Annotated in this window: 24 protein-coding genes; 21 read left to right on the forward strand and 3 right to left on the reverse strand. The window is 69.5% G+C overall.

Annotation, left to right across the window (positions count from 1 at the left end):
• The first annotated feature begins 51 nt into the window (after positions 1-51).
• Together ACW171_RS14365 and ACW171_RS14370 are read left to right on the forward strand one after the other, a co-directional pair.
• Positions 52-636 carry a nucleotidyltransferase family protein gene (locus ACW171_RS14365; RefSeq protein ID WP_492094129.1) on the forward strand — a complete coding sequence of 195 codons (585 nt, stop codon included), beginning with the start codon at positions 52-54 and terminating at the stop codon, positions 634-636.
• Entirely contained in the window at positions 636-1,445 is an 810-nt protein-coding gene (locus ACW171_RS14370; RefSeq protein WP_492094131.1) for a PhzF family phenazine biosynthesis protein, read from the forward strand. Before ACW171_RS14365 ends, ACW171_RS14370 begins: the two co-directional genes overlap by 1 nt.
• A gap of 103 nt (positions 1,446-1,548) precedes the next feature.
• On the opposite strand, the gene ACW171_RS14375 is transcribed toward ACW171_RS14370, so the two are convergent.
• On the reverse strand, positions 1,549-1,908 hold the full coding sequence (locus ACW171_RS14375; protein WP_492094133.1) for a hypothetical protein: 360 nt from the start codon (positions 1,906-1,908) through the stop codon (positions 1,549-1,551).
• 201 nt (positions 1,909-2,109) lie between these two features.
• Here ACW171_RS14375 and ACW171_RS14380 point away from each other — a divergent pair, with 201 nt between their 5' ends.
• The 17 genes from ACW171_RS14380 (at position 2,110) to ACW171_RS14460 (ending at position 20,222) form a co-directional block, all read left to right on the forward strand.
• Positions 2,110-2,409, forward strand: a complete 300-nt coding sequence (locus ACW171_RS14380) for a hypothetical protein (RefSeq protein WP_492094135.1) — start codon at positions 2,110-2,112, stop codon at positions 2,407-2,409.
• A gap of 15 nt (positions 2,410-2,424) precedes the next feature.
• Positions 2,425-3,105, forward strand: coding sequence for a response regulator transcription factor (locus ACW171_RS14385; RefSeq protein ID WP_492094137.1), 681 nt, complete (start codon positions 2,425-2,427; stop codon positions 3,103-3,105).
• Positions 3,102-4,541: a sensor histidine kinase gene (locus tag ACW171_RS14390; RefSeq protein WP_492094139.1), complete on the forward strand. Its 1,440-nt coding sequence runs from the start codon at positions 3,102-3,104 to the stop codon at positions 4,539-4,541. Before ACW171_RS14385 ends, ACW171_RS14390 begins: the two co-directional genes overlap by 4 nt.
• Positions 4,542-4,616: 75 nt before the next feature.
• On the forward strand, positions 4,617-6,008 hold the full coding sequence (locus ACW171_RS14395; RefSeq protein WP_492094141.1) for a hypothetical protein: 1,392 nt from the start codon (positions 4,617-4,619) through the stop codon (positions 6,006-6,008).
• Positions 6,009-6,025: 17 nt separating this feature from the next.
• Positions 6,026-6,838: a c-type cytochrome biogenesis protein CcmI gene (gene ccmI / locus ACW171_RS14400; RefSeq protein ID WP_492094142.1), complete on the forward strand. Its 813-nt coding sequence runs from the start codon at positions 6,026-6,028 to the stop codon at positions 6,836-6,838.
• Positions 6,839-6,908: 70 nt separating this feature from the next.
• Positions 6,909-7,400, forward strand: coding sequence for a cytochrome c maturation protein CcmE (gene ccmE, locus ACW171_RS14405; RefSeq protein ID WP_492094143.1), 492 nt, complete (start codon positions 6,909-6,911; stop codon positions 7,398-7,400).
• Positions 7,397-9,388 carry a heme lyase CcmF/NrfE family subunit gene (locus ACW171_RS14410; RefSeq protein ID WP_492096642.1) on the forward strand — a complete coding sequence of 664 codons (1,992 nt, stop codon included), beginning with the start codon at positions 7,397-7,399 and terminating at the stop codon, positions 9,386-9,388. Before ccmE ends, ACW171_RS14410 begins: the two co-directional genes overlap by 4 nt.
• Positions 9,389-9,540: 152 nt before the next feature.
• A complete protein-coding gene (locus ACW171_RS14415; RefSeq protein WP_492094145.1) occupies positions 9,541-10,041 on the forward strand; it encodes a cytochrome c-type biogenesis protein in 501 nt (166 codons plus the stop codon).
• Between the two features lie 116 nt (positions 10,042-10,157).
• Positions 10,158-11,726, forward strand: coding sequence for a Do family serine endopeptidase (locus ACW171_RS14420; protein WP_492094147.1), 1,569 nt, complete (start codon positions 10,158-10,160; stop codon positions 11,724-11,726).
• An 85-nt stretch (positions 11,727-11,811) separates the two neighbouring features.
• Positions 11,812-12,483 (forward strand): response regulator transcription factor, encoded by a 672-nt coding sequence (locus tag ACW171_RS14425; RefSeq protein ID WP_492094149.1) that lies wholly within the window; start codon positions 11,812-11,814, stop codon positions 12,481-12,483.
• A gap of 9 nt (positions 12,484-12,492) precedes the next feature.
• On the forward strand, positions 12,493-13,902 hold the full coding sequence (locus tag ACW171_RS14430; RefSeq protein WP_492094151.1) for a sensor histidine kinase: 1,410 nt from the start codon (positions 12,493-12,495) through the stop codon (positions 13,900-13,902).
• Complete coding sequence (locus ACW171_RS14435; RefSeq protein ID WP_492094153.1) at positions 13,899-16,781, forward strand: bifunctional [glutamine synthetase] adenylyltransferase/[glutamine synthetase]-adenylyl-L-tyrosine phosphorylase; 2,883 nt, start codon at positions 13,899-13,901, stop codon at positions 16,779-16,781. Before ACW171_RS14430 ends, ACW171_RS14435 begins: the two co-directional genes overlap by 4 nt.
• Positions 16,782-16,859: 78 nt before the next feature.
• The gene (locus ACW171_RS14440) at positions 16,860-17,495 is read left to right on the forward strand and encodes an EF-hand domain-containing protein (protein ID WP_492094154.1); all 636 of its coding nucleotides are present in this window, start codon (positions 16,860-16,862) and stop codon (positions 17,493-17,495) included.
• Positions 17,496-17,559: 64 nt separating this feature from the next.
• Positions 17,560-18,141, forward strand: coding sequence for an RNA polymerase sigma factor (locus tag ACW171_RS14445; protein WP_492094156.1), 582 nt, complete (start codon positions 17,560-17,562; stop codon positions 18,139-18,141).
• Positions 18,138-18,584 (forward strand): hypothetical protein, encoded by a 447-nt coding sequence (locus ACW171_RS14450; protein WP_492094157.1) that lies wholly within the window; start codon positions 18,138-18,140, stop codon positions 18,582-18,584. The genes ACW171_RS14445 and ACW171_RS14450 overlap by 4 nt, the downstream gene beginning before the upstream one ends.
• Complete coding sequence (locus ACW171_RS14455; RefSeq protein WP_492094159.1) at positions 18,581-19,090, forward strand: periplasmic heavy metal sensor; 510 nt, start codon at positions 18,581-18,583, stop codon at positions 19,088-19,090. Before ACW171_RS14450 ends, ACW171_RS14455 begins: the two co-directional genes overlap by 4 nt.
• Before the next feature lie 196 nt (positions 19,091-19,286).
• Entirely contained in the window at positions 19,287-20,222 is a 936-nt protein-coding gene (locus tag ACW171_RS14460) for a hypothetical protein (RefSeq protein WP_492094161.1), read from the forward strand.
• 7 nt (positions 20,223-20,229) lie between these two features.
• Here ACW171_RS14460 and ACW171_RS14465 read toward each other — a convergent pair whose 3' ends face one another.
• Both ACW171_RS14465 and ACW171_RS14470 read right to left on the reverse strand, forming a co-directional pair.
• Positions 20,230-22,656, reverse strand: a complete 2,427-nt coding sequence (locus ACW171_RS14465) for a PAS domain-containing sensor histidine kinase (RefSeq protein ID WP_492094162.1) — start codon at positions 22,654-22,656, stop codon at positions 20,230-20,232.
• A gap of 127 nt (positions 22,657-22,783) precedes the next feature.
• Positions 22,784-23,356 (reverse strand): hypothetical protein, encoded by a 573-nt coding sequence (locus tag ACW171_RS14470; protein WP_492094164.1) that lies wholly within the window; start codon positions 23,354-23,356, stop codon positions 22,784-22,786.
• A 265-nt stretch (positions 23,357-23,621) separates the two neighbouring features.
• On the opposite strand from ACW171_RS14470, the gene ACW171_RS14475 reads away from it, so the two are divergent.
• Positions 23,622-24,005 carry a hypothetical protein gene (locus ACW171_RS14475; RefSeq protein ID WP_492094166.1) on the forward strand — a complete coding sequence of 128 codons (384 nt, stop codon included), beginning with the start codon at positions 23,622-23,624 and terminating at the stop codon, positions 24,003-24,005.
• Between the two features lie 82 nt (positions 24,006-24,087).
• Positions 24,088-25,581 carry an L-piperidine-6-carboxylate dehydrogenase gene (amaB, locus tag ACW171_RS14480; protein ID WP_492094168.1) on the forward strand — a complete coding sequence of 498 codons (1,494 nt, stop codon included), beginning with the start codon at positions 24,088-24,090 and terminating at the stop codon, positions 25,579-25,581.
• Positions 25,582-25,887 lie beyond the last annotated feature (306 nt).

Below are 25,887 nucleotides of genomic sequence, written 5' to 3' on the forward strand. Positions count from 1 at the left end.
GGTCCTCTCGGTCTCAGTAGGACCACAACGCACGGAAGCGGACAGATGTTCATGAGCGAGGCCCTTGAATCGCGACTGATCGAGATCGTTCGGGCGGATGCCGATCTCATGCATGTTTTGAAGACGGTCAGGGGCTTGGGCCTGCCGGATTGGCGGGTGTTCTCCGGGGCCGTCTATCAGTCGGTCTGGAACGCGCTGACCGGGCGGCCGGCCGGCTATGGTCGCAAGGACTTCGACCTCGGCTATTTCGATCTCGACACGTCGTGGGACGCCGAGGATGTCATCATCAAACGCGTCGCCGCCGCCTTCGAGGAGCCGTTCAGGACCGATGTCGAGGTGCGCAATCAGGCTCGTGTACCGATCTGGTTCCCGGCCCATTTCGGCGAACCCTACGACCCCATCTCGAACACAGACGAGGCGCTTGAGCGGTTCGTGGCGCCGGCCTTCGCCATCGGGGTTCGGCTGGAGGCGGACGACACCATCAGCGTCGCGGCGCCGCTCGGGCTGACGGATCTGTTCGAGCTGATCGTGCGACCCAATCCGAACCGCGGCGTTGCCAAGGATTGGGCGGGTGTGGTCGAGAAGCGTCTGGCCCTGTGGCCCGAACTGACCGTGATCGAACCGGAGAGCGTCTGATGCGCCAGTGGACCGTGGACGCCTTTGCCGACCGCCCCTTCATGGGCAATCCCGCCGCCGTGCTTCAGCCCCTCGACGCCTGGCCCGACGCCGGATGGATGCAGTCGCTGGCGGCCGAGAACAAGCATTCGGAGACCGCCTTCCTCAGGACCACAGCGGACCCCGCGCGGTTCGACCTGCGCTGGTTCACCCCGACGACGGAGGTCTCCCTGTGCGGCCATGCGACCCTGTCGGCGGCCCATGTCCTGTGGCGGGAGCTGGGGCTGGAGACGCGCCGGCTGACGTTCGATACGGCGTCGGGGCCCCTGACCGTCGATCGGTTCGGCGAGGGCTATGAGATGAACTTCCCCGCCGATCCCCTGACGCGGGTCGAGACGCCGGCGGGGCTGGCGGAGGCCCTGGGCGCCGAACCGCTTGAGGTCTGGGCCAGCCGGTATCTGATCGCCATCATGGCCGATGCGAAGACGGTGCGCGAGCTGACGCCGGACATCCCGGCGCTGATGGCGTTCGGCGAGGGCGCGATGGAGGGCGGCCAGGTGATCGCCGCCGCCCTGGCCGACACGGCCGACGGCGTCGATGTGGTGGATCGCTTCTTTGGTCCCGGCTGCGGGGTGGACGAGGACCCGGCGACGGGCTCGGCGCGGTGCGGTCTGGCGCCCCTGTTCGCGGCCAGGCTGGGTCGGACCAACCTCACCTTCGAACAGGTTTATCCCGGTCGGGGCGGGCGGTTCGAGACGGAGCTGGTCGGCGACCGGGTGCTGATCCGGGGCCATGCGGTCACGGTCATGGGATCGGTGCTGCGGTTCTGATCCGGGAACGGAAAGAGGGCGCGACCCTTTCGGATCGCGCCCCCTCCTTACGGACGGCCGGGTATCGGAGCTGTGTCAGTGGCCGCCCGAAGCTGTTGAAACCTTAGCGACGACGGTTGTCGCGGTCGTTGCGCTCATAGCGGATCGAGGCCGACAGACGGTCGAAGCGACGATCCAGATCCGTGCGCTCCCAGGCCGTCAGGCCGCCGCGACGATAGTTGGCCTCCAGTCGCAGCAGGGCGTTGAACTCCGAGCGGACGCGGGTCGCCTCGCGGCGGCTCAGCTGACCGTTGCGGACGCCCTGGTCGATGCGGCGGTCCAGGTTGGCCTGGCGCACATTGATCGACTGCCAGCCGCCATAGTTCTGGTTCTGGCTCGGACGGTTGTAGTTCTGGGCCGCGGCCGGCAGGGCGGCGGCGGAGACCGTCGCCAGGACGAGGGCGGGAACGAGCATCTTCTTCATCATCGGATCACTCCACTTTTGATCTCCGCAACCGGACTGGCTGCGTTGACCTGATAAGAGCCGACCGCCGCTGAGCCGATCCTGAACGGCGCGGGTCAGGTTCCGTTCATCCGCTGCGAGAGGCCGGTTTCGTCGGAAGTTAAACCTCCCTAAGCTGGGCGTTCAGCCTCCGTTCAGAGCGTGGGGCGCAGAAGACGCCTCATGACCCGCCTGTCCGCATTCGTCCTGTCCCTCCTGATCGCCGCAGCGCCCCTGAGCGCCGCGAGCGCGCAGGATCGTGGCGGCCGCGGCGATCGCGACCGAGACCGCGACCGTAGCGCCGGGCAGTCGTTCGAACGGCAGGAGCGCCGCATCTCGGAAGCGGAGGCGCAAGGCATCGCCCAGTCCCGTGCGCGGGGCGCCCGTTTCGTCGGATCGCTGGGCATGCGCGGCGACTCCTATGTGTTCCGCTTCGAGCGTGACGGTCGCATCATCGACATCGCCGTCAGCTCGCGCGGCTAAGAAGGAACCCCACGAATGCGCGTTCTCCTGGTCGAAGACGACGCCGATCTGTCGCGTCAGTTGAAGCAGGCGCTGGGCGACGCCGGCTATGCGGTCGATCACGCCGCCGACGGCGAGGAAGCCCATTTCCTGGGCGACACCGAACCCTATGACGTGGTCGTGCTCGACCTCGGCCTGCCCAAGATCGACGGCGTGTCGGTGCTGGAGCGCTGGCGCCGGGACGGCAAGACGACGCCGGTCCTGATCCTGACCGCGCGCGGCGCCTGGTCGGACAAGGTCTCGGGCTTCGACGCCGGTGCCGACGACTATCTGACCAAGCCCTTCCACACCGAGGAGCTGCTGGCGCGCCTGCGGGCCCTGCTGCGCCGCTCGGCCGGCATCGCCTCGGCGACCCTGGCGTGCGGCGGTCTGAGGCTGGATCCGCGCGCGGCGCGGGCGACGGTCAACGGCGAGCCGCTCCGTCTGACGTCGCTGGAATACCGGCTGTTGCACTACATGATGATGCACCAGGGCCGGGTCATCAGCCGGACCGAACTGGTCGAACACCTGTACGACCAGGACTTCGACCGCGATTCCAACACCATCGAGGTCTTCATCGGCCGTCTGCGCAAGAAGGTCGGGTCCGACCGGATCGAGACCGTGCGCGGTCTCGGCTATCGCCTGACGCCTCTGGCCGGCGAGTCCGAAGCGGCGTGAGCGACGAGGCCCCGACGCCTCAACCTGAGACCGTGAGGTCCTGGGGCCGCTGGTTCGGCCGTCCGGGCCGCAGCCTCACGCGCCGTCTGATCTGGCTGGCGTCCGCCTGGATCGTCGTCGCCCTGATGCTGACCGGCTGGATGCTGACCACCCAGTACCGCGAGACCGCGCTGCGTCGTCTCGACAACCAGCTGAGCGCGGTGATCGACGACGTGGTCATCGCCAGCGTCATGACGCCGGACGGTCTCAGGGTCTCCGAGATCAAGGACGCGCCCACCCTGCGCGGCCTGTCGGGCAAATACTGGATGGTCGGAGAGGTCGATCCCGAGGGCGGCTTCGTCGTGCTGGCCAAGTCCCCGTCGCTGGCGGGCGAAAGCCTCTATGTCGATCCCGAACTGCCCGAACGGCTGCGCGCCGCCATGGGCGCGACGCTCAGCTACAATGATCCGGGCATCCTGGCGGACGGATCCCAGCCGTTGCAGATCGCGTCCAGCATGAAGTCGCTGAACGGGCGGCCATTCGTCTTCATGGCGGGCCTCGACCGATCCGAGATCGACGTCGACACCCGCCAGTTCGCGACCTTCACCTGGACCGCGCTTCTGATCCTGGGGATAGGCCTGGTCATCGCCGTCTTCCTGCAGGTCCAGATCGGGCTGCGGCCCCTGTTCGATCTGCGGGTCGAGATCGCCAATGTCCGCAAGGGCAAGGCGGCGCGGATCGAGAAATCCTATCCCACCGAGATCCAGCCCCTGGCCGAACAGGTGAACCGCCTGCTGGACCACAATCAGGAGGTGGTGGAGCGTCAAAGGACCCACGTCGGCAACCTGGCCCACGCGCTGAAGACGCCCCTGTCGGTCATGCTGGCCGAGGCCGGAAGCGACCCGGGGCTGCTTGCGGATGTCGTCCGGCGTCAGTCCGAGGTGATGAAGGGGCAGGTCGATCACCATCTGCGCCGCGCCCGCGCCGCCGCCCGCGCCGCCCATGGCCTGGGTGAGAAGACGCCGGTGGGCGAGGTGGTCGACGAACTGGCCGTCATGCTTGAGCGGGTGTTCCAGTCCAAGGACGTGGAGATCGACTGGCGCGCGCCCGACGAACTGGCCTTTCTGGGCGAGCGGCAGGACCTGCAGGAAATCCTCGGTAACCTGATGGAGAACGCCTGCAAATGGTCGATACGCCGGGTGCGCGTTTCGGCCGGGGCCTCGGGCCTGGGCCAGATGATCGCCGTGGTCGAGGACGACGGGCCGGGCCTGCCCGCCGATCAGCGCGACGGGGCGCTCAAGCGCGGGGCGCGGATGGACGAGAACGCGCCGGGGTCCGGTCTGGGTCTGGCCATCGTCGATGACCTGACCCGCGCCTATGGCGGACGCCTGACCCTGGCGGCCAGCGATCTCGGGGGGCTGAAGGCCGTGCTGGAGCTTCCCGCGGCCGAGGTCTGACCCTCCGCTTCCGGATTTTTAACCTCCCGCCTTTACTGTGATTTCCGGCCGCCGTTTGCGGTCGACGGAGGTGGAATGGCCGAGCTCTCGGTCGCGCAGCGTGCAGTGCTCGCCCAGATGCTGGAGCGGGTGCCTGACCGCGTGTTGAAGACCCTGTCGGGCGCGGTCGCCCAGATGCCCGGCGAGCGCGCGGCCGCGCTCAGCGTCATGCTGGCCGACGAGACCATCGACCGGCGCCGTCGCGCCATCGCCTTCGCTCCCTTGCTGCCCATGTTCCAGCGCCGACCGGACGGCGTCGAAGCCGTGAACTTCCCCTCGGGCGTCCTGCCCCGCCTGTGGAAGGCGGCGTCCAGCAAGGAGCCGGAACTGCTGCTGGTTCTCGACGACTATCGTCCGATCGAGGACAATCCGAAGATGCGCGCGGTCGCCGACCGCATCTGCATCGCCGCCGCCGGTGCGGTGCGTGACCAGCCCGACATCGTCTGGCCCTCGAACGGCGGCGACGAGGCCGAGCGGCTTAAAGGCCTCGAAGAACTGGCCCTGTGTTTCGATCTCGCGGCGATGGCGCGGCGGGGTCTGCTGAACCTTCCCGACCTGATCCTGAGGCCCACCGGCGACCAGCTGGCCGAGCTGCGGCTGTTGATCCGCGACTGCGCCGAGATCACCGCCGACGGCGGGCCGCGCATGCTGGAGATTTTCTTCGCCCACCTCGGCGACGCCTCCCTGATCCTTCGCCTCGTGGTCCATTCGTCGAACGCGGCGGCCAAGGAAGGCTTCCTGTCGGAATCGGAGATGGCCAGCTTCGTCAATCGCCTGATCGCCGAGGTCGAACGCCGGGTCACCCGGATCGCCTCGCACAAGCCGGGGGCCAAGGCCGACCCGGGGCCGGGCGTGCGCGCCGACATCGCCTGGTGCGCCGAGACCCTGGGCGAGCTGGACCTGACCTTGAAGCTGGATCCCGAAGGCGCCTGGGGCAAACAGGCGCGCGAGGCCCGCGACCGGATCAACGCGACCTTGTCCAAGACCTTGCGGTCGCTGGACAAGGCGCTGGACAAGCTCATGCCGTCCAAGTCGGTCAAGACCACGGGCCGGATGACGCGTCAGATCCCCGATATGGAGGCCCCCGCCGCGCCCTTGGAAGACGTTCAGGCGGTGATCGTGCTGCTGACCCTGCTGGGCGCCATCCGCACGGCGGCCCAGGTGTTCGGCTGCGAGGCCCTGCGCGGTCAGCTGGTGCAGTCGGTGACGGAACGGGTCAGCCTGTATGTGGATCAGGTTATCGAGGCCGTGAACGCGGGCGAGGCGCCGGATCAGCGAAAGTCCCTGGCCCAGATCGAGACCCTCGCCAAATGCCTGTTGCTGATCGAGGCGACGGACGCCGCGCGGACCATCCGCCGCCGCGCCGCCGCAGCCGGCGCACGGCCCGCGCCGGGTGCGCTGATGGAGCGCTCGCCCCGCGCCGCCTGATCGGCTAAACGGCGCGGATGATCGTATTCTGGACCCTGGCCGGTCTCGCCACGGCGCTGGCCGGCCTCTTGGTGCTCAGCTTCGCGCGACGCGGCGCGGACTATGAGCAGCCTGTCGCCGACACCGGCGCCGCCGAACTGGCCGAACTGGATCGCCTGAAGGCGCGCGGCCTGCTGGACGAGGACGCCTTCGTCGCCGCGCGGGCCGAGGCGGCACGTCGTCTGCTGGCCGGCGGCGAACCCGACGCGACGCCGAGGGTCGGCGGTCGTGACCGGACGATCGTCCTGGCCGGACTGGTCGGCGCCGCCGCCGCGACGCTGGGCCTCTATTTCGTGATCGGCCAGCCGGGCCTGCCGGATCAGGCCTATGAGCGCCGCATCGACGAATGGGCGGACAGCCCGGAGACCCTGGACGCCGAACAGATCGCGGCGGTCCTGACCCGTGCGACGCGGCGCGAGCCCGAGAACCGCACCGCCCTGACCATGCTGGGCGCGGCCCGGTTCGAGGCAGGCGATCCGATCGGCGCGGCCTCGGCCTTCCGTCGGGCTTTGGCCATCGACGCCAATGATGCAACCAGCTGGGCGCGACTGGGCGAAAGCCTCGTCCGTGCGGCGGAAGGGGATGTCGGCGTGGACGCCGAGGCCGCCTTCACCCGGGCGCTGGCGATCGATCCCAGCCAGCTGGGCGCCCGCTATTTCCTCGGTGAGGCGGCCCTGGCTCGAGGCGATGTGGCCCGGGCGCGCGAGGTCTGGGCCCCCCTGATCGCCGCCCTCGATCCGGCCGATCCGCGCCGCGTCGATCTGGTCACGCGCCTGGACGCGGCGGCATGACCCGTTGGAGCCGCGCGGCCCAGGCGCTATACGGCGCGACTTCTCCGTTCCCGGAAACACGCGTCCGCCCATGAGCTGGCTTCCCAAATCGCCGAAGGCGCGTCGTCGCCTGTGGGTCGTGGCCGCCGCTGCGCCCGTGCTGGCGCTTGCCGTAGGTCTTTCGCTGTGGGCCATGCAGGACAGCGTCACCTTCTTCTTCTCCCCGTCCGAAGCCACGGCGGAAGCCGCCCCCGCCGGCCGCATGATCCGCCTGGGCGGACTGGTCGAGGCGGGCAGTGTCGAACAGCACGGCACCACCGTCGCCTTCTCCGTCACTGACAATGCCGCGACCAGCCGGGTCGTCTACGAAGGCGACCTGCCTGACCTGTTCCGGGAAGGGCAGGGGATCGTGGCGCAAGGGTCGTTCGGCCCCGACCGCGTCTTCCACGCCGACACCGTCCTGGCCAAGCACGACGAGACCTATATGCCGCGCGAGGTCGCCGACCGTCTGAAGGAAAAGGGCGAATGGCGGCCTGGGGGCGGCGCGTCGGCCGCACGACCCGCGCAGAGCCAAACCCTGTGATTGTCGAGTTCGGCGCCTTTGCGCTGGTTCTGGCCCTGATGCTGTCGGTGTTGCAGACGGGTCTGGCGGCGACCGGTCGTCTGCGGCGCAGCCCGCTGCTGGCCGGCGGGGCCGAGGGCGCGGCGGTCGCGGCCGCCCTGGCCACGGCGCTGGCCTTCGCGGCCCTGATCTTCGCCTTCGCGACATCGGACTTCTCGGTCGCCAACGTCGCGAACAACAGCCACACCGACAAGCCCATGCTCTACAAGGTGGCCGCCGCCTGGGGCAGCCACGAGGGGTCGCTGGTCCTGTGGTGCCTGGTCATGACCGGGTTCGGCGCGGCCCTGACGCGGGCGCGCGGCCTGCCGTTCGGGCTCAAGACCTCGGCCGTGGGGGTGCAGGGCGGACTGGGCGCGCTGTTCCTGGCCTTCGCCGTCTTCACCTCCAACCCGTTCGCGCGGATCGATCCGGCCCCGCTGCAGGGCGCGTCGCTGAACCCTCTGCTTCAGGACCCGGCCCTCGCGATCCATCCGCCCATGCTTTACGCGGGCTACGTCGGCTTCTCGGTGACCTTCTCCCTGGCCGTCGCCGCCCTGATCGAGGGCAAGGCCTTTTCCGGCTTCTGGCCGGCCTGGGGTCGGTGGGTGCGGCCGTGGGCCCTGGCCAGCTGGGTGTTTCTCACCGCAGGCATCACGCTCGGCGCCTTCTGGGCCTATTACGAGCTCGGCTGGGGCGGCTGGTGGTTCTGGGACCCGGTCGAGAACGCCAGCTTCATGCCCTGGCTGGCCGGGGCGGCGCTTCTGCACTCGGCGGTGGTGACCGAGCGGCGCGGAGCCCTGGCGGGCTGGACCGTCTTCCTCGCCCTTCTGGCCTTCACCTTCTCGATGCTCGGCGCCTTCCTCGTGCGCTCCGGCGTCCTGACATCCGTCCACGCCTTCGCCGTCGATCCGGAACGAGGCCTGATGCTGCTCGGCATCCTCGCCTTCACCGCCGGGTCCGCCTTCGCCCTGTTCGCCTGGCGCGCGCCCCAGCTGAAGGGCGGCGGTCTGTTCGCCCCCGTCAGCCGCGAGGGGGCCCTGGTGCTCAACAACCTGTTCCTGACCGTGGCGGCCGTCACCGTCCTGCTCGGCACCCTCTATCCGCTGATCCTGGAGGCCGCGACCGGGGCAACGATTTCGGTGGGGCCTCCCTATTTCGCCCTGACCTTCGTGCCGTTGATGGTGGTCGCCTTCCTGATCCTGCCGGCCGGGCCGCTGCTGGCCTGGAAGCGAGGCGATTTGAAGGGGGCGATGCAGAGGCTGGCGCTGGCGGCCGGTCTGGCCATCGCCTGTGGCTTCGTCGGCTGGCTGGCCTTCGAACCGAAGAAGGCGTTCGCCGCCGCCGGTCTGGCCGTCGGGGCCTGGCTGATTCTCGGAGCTCTGGCCGAAGTCGTCGAACGCATCCGCCTGTTCCGCGCCCCTCTCGCTGAGGTCGGTCGTCGTATGAAAGGCCTGCCGCTCGGCGCCTGGGGCATGACCCTGGCCCATGCGGGTCTCGGCCTGTTCGTCCTCGGCGCCGTGGTCGAGACCGGCTTCAAGGTCGAGGCCGCCGCGCCTCTGGCCATCGGCGGCGAGGTCCATGCCGGCCGCTGGGCCGTGACGCTTGACAAGGTCGAGATCGTGGAGGGCCCCAACTATCTGGCCGAGCGCGGCACCCTGACCGTCAGCACCACCGACGGCCGCGCCTATCCGAAGACGGTCACGGCCGAGCGTCGCTTCTTCCCTGCGGGCGGCCAGACGACGACAGAGGTCGGCCTCGATTTCCGGGGGCTGGACGACGTCTATGTGGTCATGGGCGAGCGCCGTGCGACGCCGCAGGCGGCCCAGGCCTGGACCGTGCGGGTCTATTACAATCCGTGGGCGCGGCTGATCTTCCTGGGGCCGTTCGTGATGGCCCTGGGGGGCGTGCTGTCCCTGTTCGACCGCCGGCTGAGGCTGGCGGTGAGCGGGAAGCGGAAATTGGCCGCATGAGCCCTTTCATTTCCGCTCATCCCCGCGAAAGCGGGGACCCAGTTCTTTGGGCGTTTCGACCCAGCGGGGCGGTTGTCGACCTCAATCCCAGGCGCCGTGCCTCGCGACAGCACTGGGTCCCCGCTTTCGCGGGGATGAGCGGATTTCTGGACTTGGTCCTGATCGCCTTCGCATGGCTTTCCCTATCCATCCCCGCCCTGGCCCAGGAACCCGCCGCCCCGCCGGACCAGCCGCTCGCCTCGCCCGGCGCGGAGGCCCGCGCCCAGCGCCTGTTCACCGTCGTCCGCTGCGTCGTCTGCCAGCACGAATCCATCGCCGACAGCCCGGCCGGGATCGCGGGCGACATGCGCCGACTGATCCGCGAGGAGATCGCCGCCGGCGCCACCGATCAACAGGTCCGCGACGATCTGGTGCGCCGCTACGGCGACTATGTGCTGTTCACCCCGCCGGTTCGGACGGGGACCTGGCTCCTGTGGTTCGGCCCTGGTCTGCTGGTCATCCTGGGCGCCGCCGCCCTGTTCGTCTTCGCCCGACGCAGGCCCGCCGAGACTGCGCCCCTGTCGCCCGAGGAGGAGCGTCGGCTGGCCGATCTTCTCCAAACCGAAACAGTTCGCCCCGATCCTGACGCATCCCCGCCTCACGACGGGCGTTGAGGCGGACCAAGGGTCATGGGGCAATGGTTGGCGAAAGCCGCCAGAGGTCTATATCACAAGGCGAAACGGGCGCCGGTCGGATCTGACCGGACCCAAGAAGGATCGAAAAGACACCGATGCTGAAGCGCAAGGAATTCATCCTGGGGGCCGCCGTCGGCCTGACATTCGCAGCCGCTGCGACCGCCGGGGGCGTGATCGACTGGCCGGGCGCCAACGCCGCCGAGGTGAGCGGACGCCTCATCCCGTCCGCCGGGGCCGCGGGCCTCGCCTTCGCCCCGCCGCAGGGCGCGCCGCTCAGCTTCGCCGACATCTTCGACCAGGTCTCGCCCGCCGTGGTCCAGATCGACGTCGAGACCCCGATCGAACGTCCGCGCGGCGGCGTCATCCCCATTCCGGGCTTCCCGCCGGGCTTCGGCTTCCAGGCGCCCGAGACCCAGCCGCCCGAGGAAGGCGAGGACGCCCCGACCGCCCAGGGTGCCGGTTCCGGCTTCTTCATCTCGGCCGACGGTTTCATCGTCACCAACAACCACGTCGTCGAAAACGCCACCAAGATCACGGTCAAGCTGTCCGACGGTCGCGAGTTGGCGGCGCGTCTGGTCGGCCGTGACGAGGCCACGGATCTGGCCGTGCTCAAGGTCGAAGGCTCCGACTTCAAGTTCGTCACCTTCGAGGAGGCGGCCGAGCCTCGCGTCGGCGACTGGGTCATCGCGGTCGGCAACCCCTTCGGCCTGGGCGGCACCGCCACGGCGGGCATCGTCTCGGCCCGTGCGCGCGACATCGCCGACAGCCGCACCCCCTATACCGACTATCTCCAGATCGACGCCGCCATCAACCGCGGCAACTCGGGCGGCCCGACCTTCGACATCTATGGCCGCGTCATCGGCGTGAACTCGGCGATCTTCTCACCGACGGGCGGCTCGGTAGGCATCGGCTTCGCCATCCCGGCCTCGATCGCCAAGACGGTGACGGACCGTCTGATGAGCGGTCGCGCCATCGAGCGCGGCTATCTCGGCGCCACGATCGGCACCCTGACGGACGACGATCGCGAATCCCTCGGCCTCGCCGACGATTTCGAGGCGGCTTACATCGTGGACCTGACGCCCGGTGCGCCCGCCGAGCAGGCCGGCCTGAAACTGTACGACATCGTCACCTCGCTGAACGGTCGCAAGATCACCAGTTCGACCGAGCTGACCCGCGCGGTCGGACAGGCGAGCCCGGGCGATACTCTTCGGTTGGAGATCATTCGAGAAGGACGCCCGCAGACCATCAACGTCCGTTCGGGCACCCGACCGGCCGACATCCAGGCAGCGCAGAACAGCAACCAATCCGGTGAGGACGAGGGACAACCCGGCCGTCAGACCCCGGGGGCCGGTGAAGTCGTCGAGGGCGTCATGGTCGCCCCCATCTCTCCGGCGCTACGTGATCGCTACAGTCTGCCGGAGACCGTTCAAGGCCTCGTGATCACGGGGACTACCCCGGGATCACGGGCTGCGCGGATCGGCTTCGAGGCGGGCATGGTCATCCTGATTGCGGACCAGCGACCGGTTCGCACCGCCGCCGACCTGCGTGCAGTGGTGGAGCGCGTGAAGGCGTCTGGAAGACCCGGTGTGGCCCTGCTGGTCCGCACATCGCGGGGCAATCTGCCAGTGAACCTGCCGCTGACGACGGCCGCCGCCGCCGAGTAGTCCGCAGCCTGAACAAGCCTTAACTCCCTAAGTCGCCGCCGATGGTCTACCGTCGGCGGCGATTGTGATTCCGGAGGGTGGCCCTGTGAAAATTCTAGTGGTCGAAGACGACGCCGAGGCGGCCCAGGCGATGGTGCGCGGGCTGGCCGAGGCGGGGCATATCGCCGCCCACGCCATCGACGGCGCCTACGGGCTGCTGGAGGCACAGAAGGGCGACTACGACGTCTATGTGGTCGACCGGATGATGCCCCGCCTCGACGGGATCGGCATGGTCGAGACCCTGAGGAAGGACGGCGACCAGACGCCCGTCCTGTTCCTGTCCGCCATGGGCGAGGTCGAGGACCGGATCACGGGCCTGAAGGCCGGCGGCGACGACTACCTTGTGAAGCCCTACGCCTTCGCCGAGCTGATCGCCCGGGTCGAGGCCCTGTCGCGCCGCCGCGAAACGGGCGGCGTCCAGACCGTGCTCAAGGTCGGCGACCTGGAGATGAACCTGATCGCCCGCACCGTGCATCGCGGCACGTCGGAGATCGACCTTCAGCCGCGAGAGTTCCAGCTTCTGGAGTTCCTGATGCGCCACGCCGGCCAGTCGGTGACCCGCACCATGCTGCTCGAGAAGGTCTGGGAATACCATTTCGACCCCCAGACCAACGTCATCGACGTCCACATCTCCCGCCTGCGCTCCAAGATCGACAAGGGCTTCGACAAGGCGATGCTGCAGACGGTCCGCGGCGCGGGGTATCGGCTGGAGGCTTAAAGCCCCTCGATGAAGCTCCCCTCCCTCTTCCGCCGCACGCCCTTCCGGCTGACGCTGCTGTTCCTCGCCCTGTTCGCGGCGGCGGCCAGCGCGATCCTGGCCTATGTCTATGTCGCCTCGGCGTCGGAGGCCCAGATGCGGGCCGAGACGGACGTGCGGGGCGAGTTGCAGACCCTGACCGGCGTCTATGACAGTCGCGGGTTCGATGCCCTGAACATGGCGCTGATCGACCGGACCCTGGCCCGCAGCGCCTATGTCTATCGGCTGACGGACAAGGACGGGACCTTCATCACCGGCAGCCTCAGCGTGTCGCCGTTCGATACGCCGCCGGGGACCGAGGAGTGGACCACCTTCACCTTCACCGACACCGATCCCGACGGCCTCGTGATCCGGCCCCAGGTTCGCGCCGTCCAGGTCCGGCTGTCGGGCGGGGAGGGGCTGGTCGTCGGCGAATCCCTCGGCGACACCGAGGCCTATCTGGGTCGCCTGACCCAGGCGCTGTGGATGGCCATGGGCATGGTCCTGCTGCTGGGACTGGGCGGCGGGCTTCTGATCAGCCGCAATCTGGAACGGTCCATGGGGCGGTTGAACGCCGTCGTCGGCGCCGTTCAGGAAGGCGATCTGAAGGCGCGGGTCGCCGTGCGCGGGTCGGGCGACGAACTGGACGAACTGGGCGTCGGGCTGAACCAGATGCTGGACCGGCTGGAGACCTCCATGGCCTCGATCCGCCACGCCGGGGACGCCATCGCCCACGACCTCAGATCGCCTCTCACTCGGATGCGGGCCAAGCTGGAGGTCGCCCTGATCGATGCCGAGGGCGGCCATGTCGACGGGGTCGATGCGCTCCAGATCGCCCTGGACGAGGCCGACACCCTGCTGAAGACCTTCAACACCGTGCTCGCCATCGCCCGGCTGCAGGCCGCCGCCGGTCGCGTGCCCGACGCCCAGGTTTTCGACGCCGCCGAGCTCGCGGCCGACATGGCCGAGCTGTACGAGCCCGCCGCCGAGGACAAGGGCCTCGAATTCTCCGCCGAGATCGAGCGCGGCCTGATGATCGAAGGGGCCCGGCCCTTCCTCGCCCAAGCGCTCGCGAACGTCATCGACAACGCCATCAAATACACGCCGGTCGGGGGGGCGGTCATGCTGCGGGCGCGCCGCCGTTCGTCGGGCGAGATCGAATACTCCGTGACCGATACCGGGCCGGGCGTGCCTGAGGAGGATCGCGGCCGCGTCATCGAACGCTTCGTCCGCCTCGACAACAGCCGCACCGAGGCCGGATCGGGTCTGGGCCTGTCCCTGGTCGGCGCCGTGATGGAGGCCCACCTCGGCCGCATCCAGCTCGACGAGGGTCCCGGCGCCTATGGCGGCTCCGGCCCCGGCCTTCGCGTCGCCCTCGTCCTGCCGCCCGCTTCGGAATGACGGTGTCGCTGGCCGAAGGGATCAAGGCGTGCGGCCCCGTCATCGACGACGAGGCGGCCGAACGCGCGCGGGACCGTCTGTCGCGTTCGGCGTCGGAGGCGGGCTGGGGCGACCGTCTGGAGGCGGCGTGGCCGGCGCTCGCGCCCGTGTTCGCCGCCTCGCCCTATCTGTTCGGTCTGGCCCGGCGCTGGCCCGAAATGTTGCGCGCCATCCTCGATGACGCCCCCGACGCCCGGCTGGACGACATCCTGAAGCGGACCATCGCCCTGACCGGCGGGGCCGACGACATGCGCTCGCCGCTCAGGACGCTGAAGGCCGAACTGCATCTGCTGACCGCCCTGGCAGATCTCGGCGGGGTCTGGGACCTGGATCAGGTCACCGGCGCCCTCAGCCGCTTCGCCGACGTCGCCTCTCGCGCCGCCCTGTCCGGCGTGGCCGAGGATCTGCGGCGACGCGGCAAGCTCCTGACCGCCGCCGACGACACGCGCGGTCCCATCCCCGGCCTGTTCGGCCTGGCGATGGGCAAGCACGGCGCGTTCGAGCTCAACTACTCCTCCGACATCGACCTCAGCCTGTTCTTCGACCCCGAACGGCTGGCGCCCGTCCTGGCCGAGGGCACGGAGGCGCAAGGCCTGATGAACCGTGTGGCGCAGGGCGTGGCGTCCCTGCTCAGCGAGCGCACCGCCGACGGCTATGTCTTCCGCGTCGACCTGCGCCTGCGTCCCGATCCGTCGTCGACCCCGCCAGTGGTGACCGTGCCCATGGCGCTCGACTACTACGAGGGCGTCGGCCAGAACTGGGAACGCGCCGCCTTCATCAAGGCCCGCGCCATCTGCGGCGATTTCGGCGCGGCGACCGAGTTCCTGAAGGAGATGATCCCCTTCGTCTGGCGCCGCAGCCTCGACTATCAGGCCGTGCTCGATATCCAGTCGATCAAGCGACAGATCCACGTCCACAAGACCGGCGAGGGGCTGGAGGCGGCGGGCGCCAACCTCAAGCTCGGGCGCGGCGGCATCCGCGAGATCGAATTCTACGCCCAGACCCAGCAGTTGATCCTCGGCGGCCGCGACCCCTCCCTGCGCGCCTCCCGCACGGTCGACGCCCTCGCCGCCCTCGTGGACAAGGGCCACCTGCCGGCCGACGTCGCCGCCGAGATGACCCAGGCCTATGTCGAACTGCGCGGCCTCGAGCACCGGGTCCAGATGCTGGAGGACGAACAGACCCACATCCTGCCCGCCGATCCCGCCCGTCGCGCGGCCGTCGCGGCCCTGGCGGGGCAGGGGGATCTGGCCGCCTTCGACGCCGGGGTCGAGGCCATCCTGATCGGGGTGAACCAGCGCTACGGCGCCCTGTTCGAGGGAGAGGAGGAACTGTCCTCACCCTTCGGCAGCCTGGTCTTCACCGGCGTCGACAATGACCCGGAGACCTTGGCGACGCTCGGCCGGATGGGCTTTTCCGAGCCCGGCGCCGTGGCCGACACCATCCGCGCCTGGCACCACGGCCGCATTTCCGCGACCCGCTCCGCGCGGGGGCGAGAGCTGTTCACCCGACTGGCGCCCCGCCTGCTGACGGCGCTGGCGAAGACCGGCGCCGCCGACGCGGCCTTCCGGCGGTTCTCGGTCTTCTTCTCCGGCCTGTCGGCGGGGGTGCAGGTCCAGGCCCTGTTCCTCAACCAGCCCGAACTGTTCGAGCGGATCGTCGGCGTCATGGCCTTCGCACCGCGTCTGGCCCGGACCCTGGGCCGCTATCCGGCGGCGCTGGATTCCATGCTCGACGCCCGGTTCGAGACCGAGCTGGGCGTCAACACCGGCCTGTTCGATCAGATGGCCGAGGAGGCGCAAGGCGCGGGCGATTTCGAAGGGGCGATGAACGCGGTGCGTCGCCTCCATCGCGAACAGGCCTTCCGCATCGGCATGCAGACCCTTACCGGCCGCGTCGGACCGGAGGCGGCCGGCAAGGGCTTCACCAACCTGGCTGACGCGGTGATGCGGACCCTGTCGGCGGCGGCCCTGACGGAGACCGAGCGGCTGGGCGGCGCCATGGCCGGAGCCGTCGCGGTCATCGCCCTCGGCAAGGCCGGATCGGCCGAGATGACGGCGGGGTCGGATCTCGACCTCATGACCGTCTACGGCGCCCCGTCCGAAGCCACGTCCGCGACCAGGGGCTGGTCGCCCGACGTCTTCTACGTCCGCTTCACCCAGAGGCTGATTTCGGCCCTGTCGGCGCACACGGCCGAGGGCGGCCTCTACGAGGTCGACATGCGGTTGCGGCCGTCCGGCTCCAAGGGGCCGGTGTCGGTGCCGCTCTCGGGCTTTGCGACCTATTACGCCACCGAGGCTGCGACCTGGGAGTTCATGGCCCTGACCCGCGCCCGCGTCGCCTGGGCCAGCGACCCCACCTTCGGAGATCAGGTGACGGCGGCGATCGAGGCGGCTCTGAGACGCCCGCGTCCCGGCGTGGACATCGCCGCCGACGTGCGATCGATGCGTGACCTGATGGACCGGGAGCGCCCGGCCAAGGGTTTCTGGGACCTGAAGCTGATCCCCGGCGGCCTGGTCGACGCCGAGTTCGTGGGCCAGTTCCACCAGCTGGAGAGGGCTCAGAAGGGCGAGGCGCTCAGTGTTTCGGTTCTGGATCAGCTGGCCGACGCCCCGGCGCTGAAGGCTGCCTGGGTCCTGCATCAGGCCCTGGCCCAGCTTCTGGCCTGCGCCTTCGACGACAAAGGCGACCCTGAGGCCGAATCGGAGACCTTCCGCGCCCGCCTGGCCGAGGCGGCGGGGGAGGCGGACTTCGACGCTCTGCGTGCCCGCTTGGAAGCGACCCGAAAGACCGCGCGCGCCGCGTTCGAAAAGGCTCTGCCCGCCCCCCGCGACGGATAGGGCGGTCTCGCCCGTTAGACCTTCCAAGACGGGGGTCTTGCGGGCGCGTCCGACGACGGCCCCATCGGAGATGAGCCTATGAAGACATCCACCCTGAGCGTCGGCGTCGTCGCCGCCCTGGCCGTCCTGGCCGCCGGCGCCGCCCTGGCGCAACAGGCGCCCACCCGCGCAGCCCGCGGCGACACCGACGGCGACGGCCGCATCAGCCGCGCCGAGTTCGTCGACGGCCGCGTCGCCCGCCTGACCGCGATCGACGCCAACCGCGATGGTTCGGTCAGCGCCGAGGAACGCCAGTCGGGCATCGACACCCGCCGCAACCAGCGCGCCTCAGCCCGTTTCGAGACGCTGGACAAGGACGGCAACGGCTCGCTCAGCCGCGAGGAGTTCACCGCCCGCGAACCGCGCGGTGATCGGGCTCAGCACGCCGGTCGCGGCGGTCGCGACGGCATGGGCCGTGGCGGTCATCGGGGCGGCGGTCGTGGTCACGGCGGTGAACGGGGACCCGGCGCAGAGGCGCGCGGCCCAGTGGTCATCGCCGATGTCCGCACGCGCATGACGACCCAGTTCGACCGCATGGATGCCAACAGCGACGGCTTCGTCTCCGCCGAGGAGCGCACCGCCGCCCGGTCTGCCATGCGCGAGCAGCGGGGCGAGCGCCGCGCCGAGCGTATGGCGCGTCGTCAGGCGTCGCCTTCCGCCCCCGCTTCGGAGTAGGATGATGGGGACGGTCGCACTTCCCTGGCCGTCCCGCTTCACCGTGCGCCGGGAAAGGGACTGCTTGGCTTCTGTCGCCGACCCGGACGAGGATCTGGTCCGTCGTGTCGGCCGTGGCGATCCTGCGGCCATTCAGGCGTTGGTCGCGCGAAAGCTGCCCCGCATGCTCGCCCTGGCCCAACGCATGCTGGGCGATCCGGTCGAGGCCGAGGACGTGGCGCAGGAGGCGATGCTGCGCGCCTGGAAACAGGCCCCGCGCTGGACCCCGGGCAAGGCCAAGTTCGACACCTGGCTGCACCGGGTGGCGCTGAACCTCTGCTACGATCGCCTGCGTCGGCGACGCGAGGTTCCGACCGAGATCTCCCCGGACCGGCCGGACGAAGGCCCGGCTCCGGATCGCGGCATCCTGGCGGCCCAGCTGGGCGCCCAGGTCGACCGGGCGCTCGCCGCCTTGCCGCAGAGACAGCGCGAGGCCATCGTGCTGTGTCACTATCAGGAGCTGACCAATATCGAGGCCGCCGGCCTGATGTCGGTCAGTATCGAAGCGCTGGAAAGCCTTCTGTCGCGGGGTCGCAGGACCCTTCGCCAGACCCTGGCGCATCTGGCCCCCGGCGCCGAGCCGGCGGCCGAAGGAGGACGAGGATGACATCCAAGCGCACGATCGAGCGCATGGACGCGACGCGTTTCGGCGAACTGGCCGATGCCTTCGGCGGCGATGTCCGTCGCTGGCCCGAGGCCGATCAGGACGCCGCGCGCGCCTGGATCGACGCCCATCCGACCGAGGCCGAGCGCGCCCTGTTCGACGCGCGCCAGACCGACGCCGCCCTGTTCGCCTCGCCTAATCCTGCCGTGTCGATGGCGTTGCGCGACCGCGTCCTCGCTTCGGCGACGATGAAGGCCCGCGCCGCCTGGCCGTCCTTGAGGAAACTTCTGTGGATCGGCGGGGCCGGCTGGGCCGCCGCCGCCTGCGCAGGCGTCATGGTCGGCACGACGCTGAGCGGCCACCTCGCCGCCCGGGTCCAGGCCGACGCCGTTCTGGAACAGGCGATGATGGCGGGCGGTCTCGACGAGACCGAGGTCCTGGGATGAGGACACGCACCCTCGCCATCGTCCTGGGCGTGGCCCTGGCCGTCTCGGTCGCCGTGAACGTCTTCGCCGCCACCGCCGCCTATACCGCCCTGTCGGGTCAGGACCGGATCGAACGTCGCATCGACGACCGTGCGCGCGAAGACCGTCGCCCGCCGGCCAGAGAACTGGTCGCCGCCCTCAGTCCTGAGGTTCGCGATCGGGTGCGTCAGGCCCTGCGTCAGGCCGGGATGGCCGCTCGGCCGGACTTCCAGCAATCGCGCGAACTGCGGCGTCAGGCCATCGCCGCCGCCGCCGCCGAACCCTATGACGCGGCCCGCGTCGAGGCCCTCCTCGACCAGTCGCGCGCCGCGGAGGTTCGGGGTCGCGAACGCATGGAGGCCGACGCCCTGATCATTCTCGGGACGCTGGAGCCGGCGGATCGCGTCGCCTTCTCGCGCATCCTGAACCGCAACAAGGATGGCCGGGGCGGGGGGCAGGCGCGTTCCGGCGCCAACGAACAGAAATAACCGAACGGAAGACTTTGAGGTCTAGCGTCACGGTTGAAATCATTGGACAAGCTCGCGGATAGCAGAGTTGTCTGGAAAGCCATGCCGCGTTTTCGTGTTAAGGACTGGGTCTGGGTCGGCGTGCTCGCCTTGGCTGTGATCGTGATGATCTACGATACCTTCGCACCTTGGCTAAAAGTCTGAGAAGGCCTGTCTGATGTTCGTCGAGCTTCCGCTGATCCTGGCTCTGGCGTCTCAGCCGATGCCCGCGCAGGCGGCGGTGTCTGGGTCGGAGGCACAGCGTAGGTTTTTGGCGGAACGGCTTGTTCGGGCGGGCTTTCCGCCGATCCAGCCAACCGGCGTGGCGCTCCGTCGCCTGCAGCTGTCCGACCCCTATGGCATGCTGGGCGTGCCGGGGCTGGAGGTTCGCCGGGATGGCGAAGGCACCGTTCATCTTGTCATTCAGTACCCGGAATGGCGGTCGGAACCGGTGGCTGTCGACGCCGCCGTCTGGGATGCCGTCTCTGGCGATGAGGTGTTTGCGCCGCCACCGGCGCCTAGGCTTGCACCAACCGGACCTCCGCCTCCGCCCCCGCCGGTCTGCCACGCCTGGTCCGCCGTCATTCAGGACGAGGCTGGCCGCACGGCCGCGTGGAGCGCTTGCAGCCCTGCTATAGGCGCAGGTCAGGCGATGACGCTGCGGCTCGTGACGGCGGCCATGGCCACGCGGCCCGACTGCCCGTCGGATGCCGCCTCGCCCTTCTTCGCCTTTCAAAGATGTTTCGGTCTCAGGCCCGAACTTGACGACGCCACGCTGGAAGCGGCGTTCTCACCCCTGCGCCGGCAGTGGGGCCAGATCGCGGGCGCGGAGGCGCTGGCCGCTGCACGGCGGGCGTTGCAGTCTCAGGAGATGCGGCGGGGCGACGCTGCCTGGACGACTGCGCGCAGAGCGGTGGACGCGGTCAGGGCGACTCAGACTGAAAGGCGTGATCTGATCAACGGTCTGGCGCGGATTTCTCATCAGGCGATGTCCGCTTCCCAGGGTGATCGCTACAAGATTTCCCAAAGTCTCGAACACTGGTCTGATTTCACCAGCTCCCAGGACCGCAACTACGTCCAGCTTCTGGAACAGCTTCTGGCGATCGAGGACTGACGCCGATCTAGGCCGCGCGCGCCTGTTCGGCCGGGGCGACAGGCCGTGTCATCGGAATGTCGAAGCTGACGGTCGTCCCGGCGCCCGGCTCGCTCTCCATCAGCATTTCGCCCTGGTGCAGTTCGATCAGGGCCTTGGTCAGCGACAGGCCCAGACCCGTGCCCTGGGTGGTCTTGGAATGCTGGCCTTCGACCTGTTCGAACGGCTGGGCGAGGCGGGTCAGGTCCTCGGCGGCGATGCCGATGCCGGTGTCGGTGACCTTGATCCGCACACGGTTCTGACCCAGACGCGCCAGGGACACAGTGATCTCGCCGCCCTCCGGCGTGAACTTCACGGCGTTGGAGATCAGGTTCAGCATCACCTGCTTTAGCCCCCGATAGTCGGCGTCGATCTCGGGCAGGTCGGGCGCCTGCAACGACAGCGTCAGCCCCGAATCCTGCGCCTTGCCGCGCATCAACCGGATGGCGTCTTCGCAAAGCTCGGTCAGCGAGACCGGCTCGTAGTGCAGGGTCATCTTGCCCGCCTCGATCTTGGCCATGTCGAGGATGTCGTTGATCAGGCTGAGCAGGTGCTGGCCGGACTTCAGGATGTCGGCGGCATAGCCCTTGTATTTGGCGTCCCCCAGCGGCCCGAACAGCTCGCCCGCCATGATCTCCGAGAAACCGTTGATGGCGTTCAGCGGGGTCCGCAGCTCGTGGGACATGTTGGCCAGAAACTCGGACTTGGCCTGGTTGGCCGCCTCGGCGCGGGTCATGGCGACCTCGTACTTCCGGGCCAGCAGGCTGAGCTTCTCCTGGCTGCTTTCCAGCTGGTCGACCATGGCACGAAGGCTGTCGGCGGCCCGCTGACGCTCAAGTTCCTGGCGCCGGATCGCGGTCACGTCTGCGGCGGTGACGACGGTCCCGCCGTCGCCGGTGAACCGCTCGGACAGTTGCAGAACCCGACCGTCGTACAACTCGACCTCGCGCGCCCCCGCCCGGCCCTCGGCGGAGGGACGCTCCTCCTTGATGGCCAGGGCGGCGATACGGTTCAGCTCGTCCTTTAAGGCCCCCTTGCGCACCGCCTCGTCGGCAAAGCCGAAGGCGTCCTTGAAGGCCTGGTTCCATAGGATCAGCCGGCCGTGCCTGTCGAACAGGACGAAGGCGTCGGACACGCTCTCGATGCCGTCGCGCAACCGGTTCTCGGCCGATTGCGCCTGGGCCTTGGCGCGTCGGGCCTCGGTGATGTCCAGCGCCACGCCCAGAATGATGCTGAAGCCTTCCTCGCCCCGCACGCCCCGCGCCTGGCCCCGCGCATCGATCCATCGCGCGCCGCCTGTCGGCAGGGGCACGGGGAAGGTCACCTCGAAGGCGCCGAAGGTCGAGGCCTGACGCAGGGCGTGCTCGACCAGTTCGCGATAGCGCGGCGCGATCCGTTCCATCACCGTTTCGGCCTTGACGGCTCCCCCGGCGGGCAGGCCCAGCAGCTCGGCCATGAAGTCGGAGACGACGACCTCGCCGGCGTTCAGATCCCATTCCCAGACGCCGCAACGGGCCGCCTCGACGGCGACGCGGAACCGGTGCTCGGTCTCGGCCCAGGCCTTGGTCGCCCGCGTCTGTCGCCAGCGTTGCAGCAGGGCCAGCCCCAGCACCAGCACGCCCAGCCCCAGCGGCGCGATCAACAGCCACAGGTCGCTGATAACGGCGGCTGCGCCGGTCGTCTCCGGTCGCCAGGCGACGACGCTGAGGCCGGTATCCCCCACCGGCGACGCGGTCGCCTCGACCGCCTGGCCCGAAAGCGATCGCCCTTCCAGCGGCGTCTCGGAGGCGGTAAGGGCGTCCAGCTCCAGTCCGAGCCGTTCGGTCAGTGACGCATCGCCTTTCGCCGCGATCACCCCTTCGGTCGGCGAGATCACCAGGGTGCGCGTACCCGCCGGTCCCTCCACCGGCGTCCGGGCCACGATCCCTTGCGCCTGCACGGCGGTCGACAGCACGGCGGTCCTGTCGTGCGAGGCGCGCGGGCCGGAAGCGGCCGTGGCGGCCAGGGGTTTGAAGGCGTCCGTATCCGCGCCGACTGCCGCAGTGACCAGCCCGTCCAGATCCACGATGGCGAAGCCGCTCTCGGGCGCTGCGATCCGCGCGGCCTCCACGGCGTCCAGCGGTCGGTCAGGCCGTGCGCTGAGCGCATCGGCGGCGACGATCAGACCCATCCGCGCGCGCGCCAGTCGGGCATCCAGCTGCGCCGCGCCGAGATCGGAATCGCGCCTCAAGGCCTCGGCCTTCAGCACCGCCGCCTCCCGCGCCGGGCGGGTGCTTTCGCGGGCGAACATCACGACATAGATCGCCAGTCCCAGCGTGAGGGCGAGCACCAGCACCCGGCCCCATGTGGGCAGCCCTTCGGGACGGTCCTGAGCCCGTCGTCCCGGTTGCTGGATGCGGCGATCAGCGCCCCGCAAAAGTCTCTCCCGGACATGATCGCGGCGAGACCCGCCCCGGTGGCGAAGTCAGACGGTTGCGATTCGACGACGCCCCGGAATCTAAGCTGCGTCGCGGAATCCTGTCGAGGTTTGGTTAACGAAAGCTTCAGGCGGCTCGGGCGCGAGTCCCCGGCGCCACAGCTTCGGGCGCCGGCGCCAGAACCTCGGTGATCGACTTGAGGACGTCGCGGGCCTGGCGGGCCATGGCCAGGGTCTCGGGCGGGGCGTCGTCTGGGCTTTCGGCGACCGTGTCGACCAGCCGTTGCGCCAGTTGCATCAGGCGCGGCGCGGCGGCGATCAGTCGGGCCTGATACTCGATCTTCTGGGGATCGCGGTCGTACTCGGCGCCCGGCACGCGCCAGCCGCCCCAGTCCGCCGGATCGGTCACCACGACCGGATAGGTGCCGGGATAGGGGTGGTGCGGCACGTCCTCGGCCTGCTGCCACTTGTTGCGCGCGCGCAGCAGTCGCCAATCCTCGGTGTCACGGCCCGCGTCGTCCTCGGCCGGCAGCATCAGCTCGGCCGCCTGGAACTCGCGCCCCAGCCCGACGTCATAGGTGACCTTGACCGGTTCCTCGAACCCCTTGGCCCAGACGGGCTGGACCTTTTCGATCTGGGCCCAGGCGCCGACGCACTCGACCCAGACCTTCTGGCCCTTCTGGAATTGCGCACGCGCCATGGGAATCCTCGTTCGTTCCCTCCCACCCTGCGGCCCCGGCCCTTGACGCCCGGTTTCGCGACAGGGTGAAGCAGGAATGAAGACGCGACGGATTCTGGCCCCCGGCGGCGTTGAACCCTCATACCGACGCCGCCTGCGCGGGCTCCAAGCGTGGCCGTTCATCTACCTGTCTGTCGGACAACGGATCGCTCAGACGCCTGTCAGCTTCACAGTGGTTTTCTTCTCCTCGCAGCCCACCCCCGGGCAAACACGAAGGAAGAAGATCATGACGACCGCCCTGACGAAGAAAGCCCTGCTTTCTCTGCTGGCCGCGTCGGCGGTCGCGATCGCGACCCCGACCCTGGCGCAAGACTACGGCCGCCACGGTGGCGGTCACGGCGGCTATAACGGTGGCTGGAACGGCGGCGGGCTGAACGGCGACCAGGCCCGTCTGGCCCAGCGCATCGACCGCGCCGCCTATTCGGGCCGCATCAGCCGCCGCGAAGCCCAGAGCCTCCGCTTCCAGCTCGACGAGTATCAACGTCTGGAGTGGCGCTACCGCCGCGACGGCCTGTCCAACTGGGAACGCCGCGACCTCCAGGGCCGCCTCGACCGCATCGAGCGCAACCTGCGTGAGGAACGCCGCGACCGCGACGGCCGCCGCCACTAAACCCAGATCGCACCGATCGAGGGCCGCTTCCGAAAAGGAGGCGGCCCTTTCGCTTTCTCGGTGCGGCGGTTAAGCCGCGCCCATGACCGCAGCCCAAGACGCCCGCACCCTCCTGACCCGCCTCGGCGTGGCCGAGACCGCCTTCGACCCCGCCGGCATGGCGACCCGTTCGCCCATCGACGGCTCGAGCGGAGACCCCGTCCGCACCGCCGACGCCGCGACCACCGAGGCCGCCCTGGCCGCCGCGACCTCTGCCTTCGACGCCTGGCGCCGCATTCCCGCGCCTCGCCGCGGCGAGCTGGTCCGTCTGCTTGGCGAGGAGTTGCGTGCGTCCAAGGACGACCTCGCCATGCTGGTCACGCTGGAGGCCGGCAAGGTGAAGTCCGAGGGCCTCGGCGAGGTTCAGGAGATGATCGACATCTGCGACTTCGCCGTCGGCCTGTCGCGCCAGCTCTATGGCCTGACCCTCCCCAGCGAACGCCCCGGCCACCACATCCGCGAGACCTGGCAGCCGCTGGGTCCAGTCGTGGTCATCTCGGCCTTCAACTTCCCCGTCGCCGTCTGGGCCTGGAACGCGGCGCTCGCTCTGGTCTGCGGCGACCCGGTGATCTGGAAGCCGTCGGAAAAGACGCCCCTGACCGCCATCGCGACCCATGCCGTCATGCAGCGCGCCCTCGCCCGCTTCGGCGATGCGCCCGATGGTCTGGTCCAGCTTCTGGTCGGCGGTCGCGAGGTGGGCGAGGCCCTGACCGCCGATCCGCGCGTCGCCCTGGTCTCCGCCACGGGTTCGACGCGGATGGGCAGGGCCGTCGCCACGACTGTGGCCGGCCGCCTCGGCCGATCGCTGCTGGAGCTCGGCGGCAACAACGCCATGATCGTCACCCCCTCGGCCGACATGGACATGGCCGTCCGCGCCATCGCCTTCTCCGCCGTCGGCACCTGCGGCCAGCGCTGCACGACGCTCCGTCGCCTTCTGGTGCACGAAGCCGTCGCCGACGCCCTGGTCGCCCGCCTGGCCAAGGCCTACGCCACCCTGCCCATCGGCGATCCGCGCCAGGACGGCGTCCTCGTCGGCCCCCTGATCGACGAAGAGGCGGCCCAAGGCTTCGACACCGCCCTGGCCCAGGCGGTGGAGCAGGGCGGGGAAATCATCGTCGGCGGAACCCGTGAGGGCGCCTACGTCCGCCCCGCCGTCGTCCGCATGCCGAGCCAGAGCGCGGTGGTCCAGCACGAGACCTTCGCCCCCATCCTCTACGTCCTGACCTGGAAGACCTTCGACGAAGCCGTCGCCATGCAGAACGCCGTGCCCCAGGGCCTCAGCTCCTGCGTCTTCACCGACAGCGTCCGCGACGCCGAGGCCTTCCTCTCGGCCTGGGGTTCGGACTGCGGCATCGCCAACGTCAACATCGGCCCCTCGGGCGCCGAGATCGGCGGTGCCTTCGGCGGTGAAAAGGACACCGGCGGCGGCCGCGAATCCGGCTCCGACGCCTGGAAATCCTACATGCGCCGCCAGACCCAGACCGTGAACTTCTCCTCCGCCCTCCCCTTGGCCCAGGGCGTCCGCTTCGAGGTCTGATCCAAACCTCCATCTCCCCCTTGCGGGCGGGCGAGGGGTCACACCCGCTCTCTCTCCCCGTGCACCCCGGCGAAGGCCGGGGTCCAGATGGAGGTCACCAAAGGTCCAAGCAGCACGCCGACGCCCATCCCGGCCGCCTGGGCGCGTGATCTGGACCCCGGCCTTCGCCGGGGTGCACGGATAAAGACGTCCAAGTTTGCCCAAACACGCCCCGAATCCCCCAACGATTCCAACACCCCGAACTTTTAAGACCCCTCCGAACCGGCGCCCCCTCGAACATCCCTTATGATGGGAGCCATCCCGTCG

The organism is Brevundimonas sp. FV1ye28 (assembly GCF_058681135.1).

Coding starts and splice junctions, on each gene's coding strand:
- ACW171_RS14365 (WP_492094129.1), top strand. CDS start 52: ATGAGCGAGGCCCTTGAATCGCGACTGATCGAGATCGTTCGGGCGGAT.
- ACW171_RS14370 (WP_492094131.1), top strand. CDS start 636: ATGCGCCAGTGGACCGTGGACGCCTTTGCCGACCGCCCCTTCATGGGC.
- ACW171_RS14375 (WP_492094133.1), bottom strand. CDS start 1,908: ATGAAGAAGATGCTCGTTCCCGCCCTCGTCCTGGCGACGGTCTCCGCC.
- ACW171_RS14380 (WP_492094135.1), top strand. CDS start 2,110: ATGACCCGCCTGTCCGCATTCGTCCTGTCCCTCCTGATCGCCGCAGCG.
- ACW171_RS14385 (WP_492094137.1), top strand. CDS start 2,425: ATGCGCGTTCTCCTGGTCGAAGACGACGCCGATCTGTCGCGTCAGTTG.
- ACW171_RS14395 (WP_492094141.1), top strand. CDS start 4,617: ATGGCCGAGCTCTCGGTCGCGCAGCGTGCAGTGCTCGCCCAGATGCTG.
- ccmI (WP_492094142.1), top strand. CDS start 6,026: ATGATCGTATTCTGGACCCTGGCCGGTCTCGCCACGGCGCTGGCCGGC.
- ccmE (WP_492094143.1), top strand. CDS start 6,909: ATGAGCTGGCTTCCCAAATCGCCGAAGGCGCGTCGTCGCCTGTGGGTC.
- ACW171_RS14420 (WP_492094147.1), top strand. CDS start 10,158: ATGCTGAAGCGCAAGGAATTCATCCTGGGGGCCGCCGTCGGCCTGACA.
- ACW171_RS14430 (WP_492094151.1), top strand. CDS start 12,493: ATGAAGCTCCCCTCCCTCTTCCGCCGCACGCCCTTCCGGCTGACGCTG.
- ACW171_RS14435 (WP_492094153.1), top strand. CDS start 13,899: ATGACGGTGTCGCTGGCCGAAGGGATCAAGGCGTGCGGCCCCGTCATC.
- ACW171_RS14440 (WP_492094154.1), top strand. CDS start 16,860: ATGAAGACATCCACCCTGAGCGTCGGCGTCGTCGCCGCCCTGGCCGTC.
- ACW171_RS14450 (WP_492094157.1), top strand. CDS start 18,138: ATGACATCCAAGCGCACGATCGAGCGCATGGACGCGACGCGTTTCGGC.
- ACW171_RS14455 (WP_492094159.1), top strand. CDS start 18,581: ATGAGGACACGCACCCTCGCCATCGTCCTGGGCGTGGCCCTGGCCGTC.
- ACW171_RS14460 (WP_492094161.1), top strand. CDS start 19,287: ATGTTCGTCGAGCTTCCGCTGATCCTGGCTCTGGCGTCTCAGCCGATG.
- ACW171_RS14470 (WP_492094164.1), bottom strand. CDS start 23,356: ATGGCGCGTGCGCAATTCCAGAAGGGCCAGAAGGTCTGGGTCGAGTGC.
- ACW171_RS14475 (WP_492094166.1), top strand. CDS start 23,622: ATGACGACCGCCCTGACGAAGAAAGCCCTGCTTTCTCTGCTGGCCGCG.
- amaB (WP_492094168.1), top strand. CDS start 24,088: ATGACCGCAGCCCAAGACGCCCGCACCCTCCTGACCCGCCTCGGCGTG.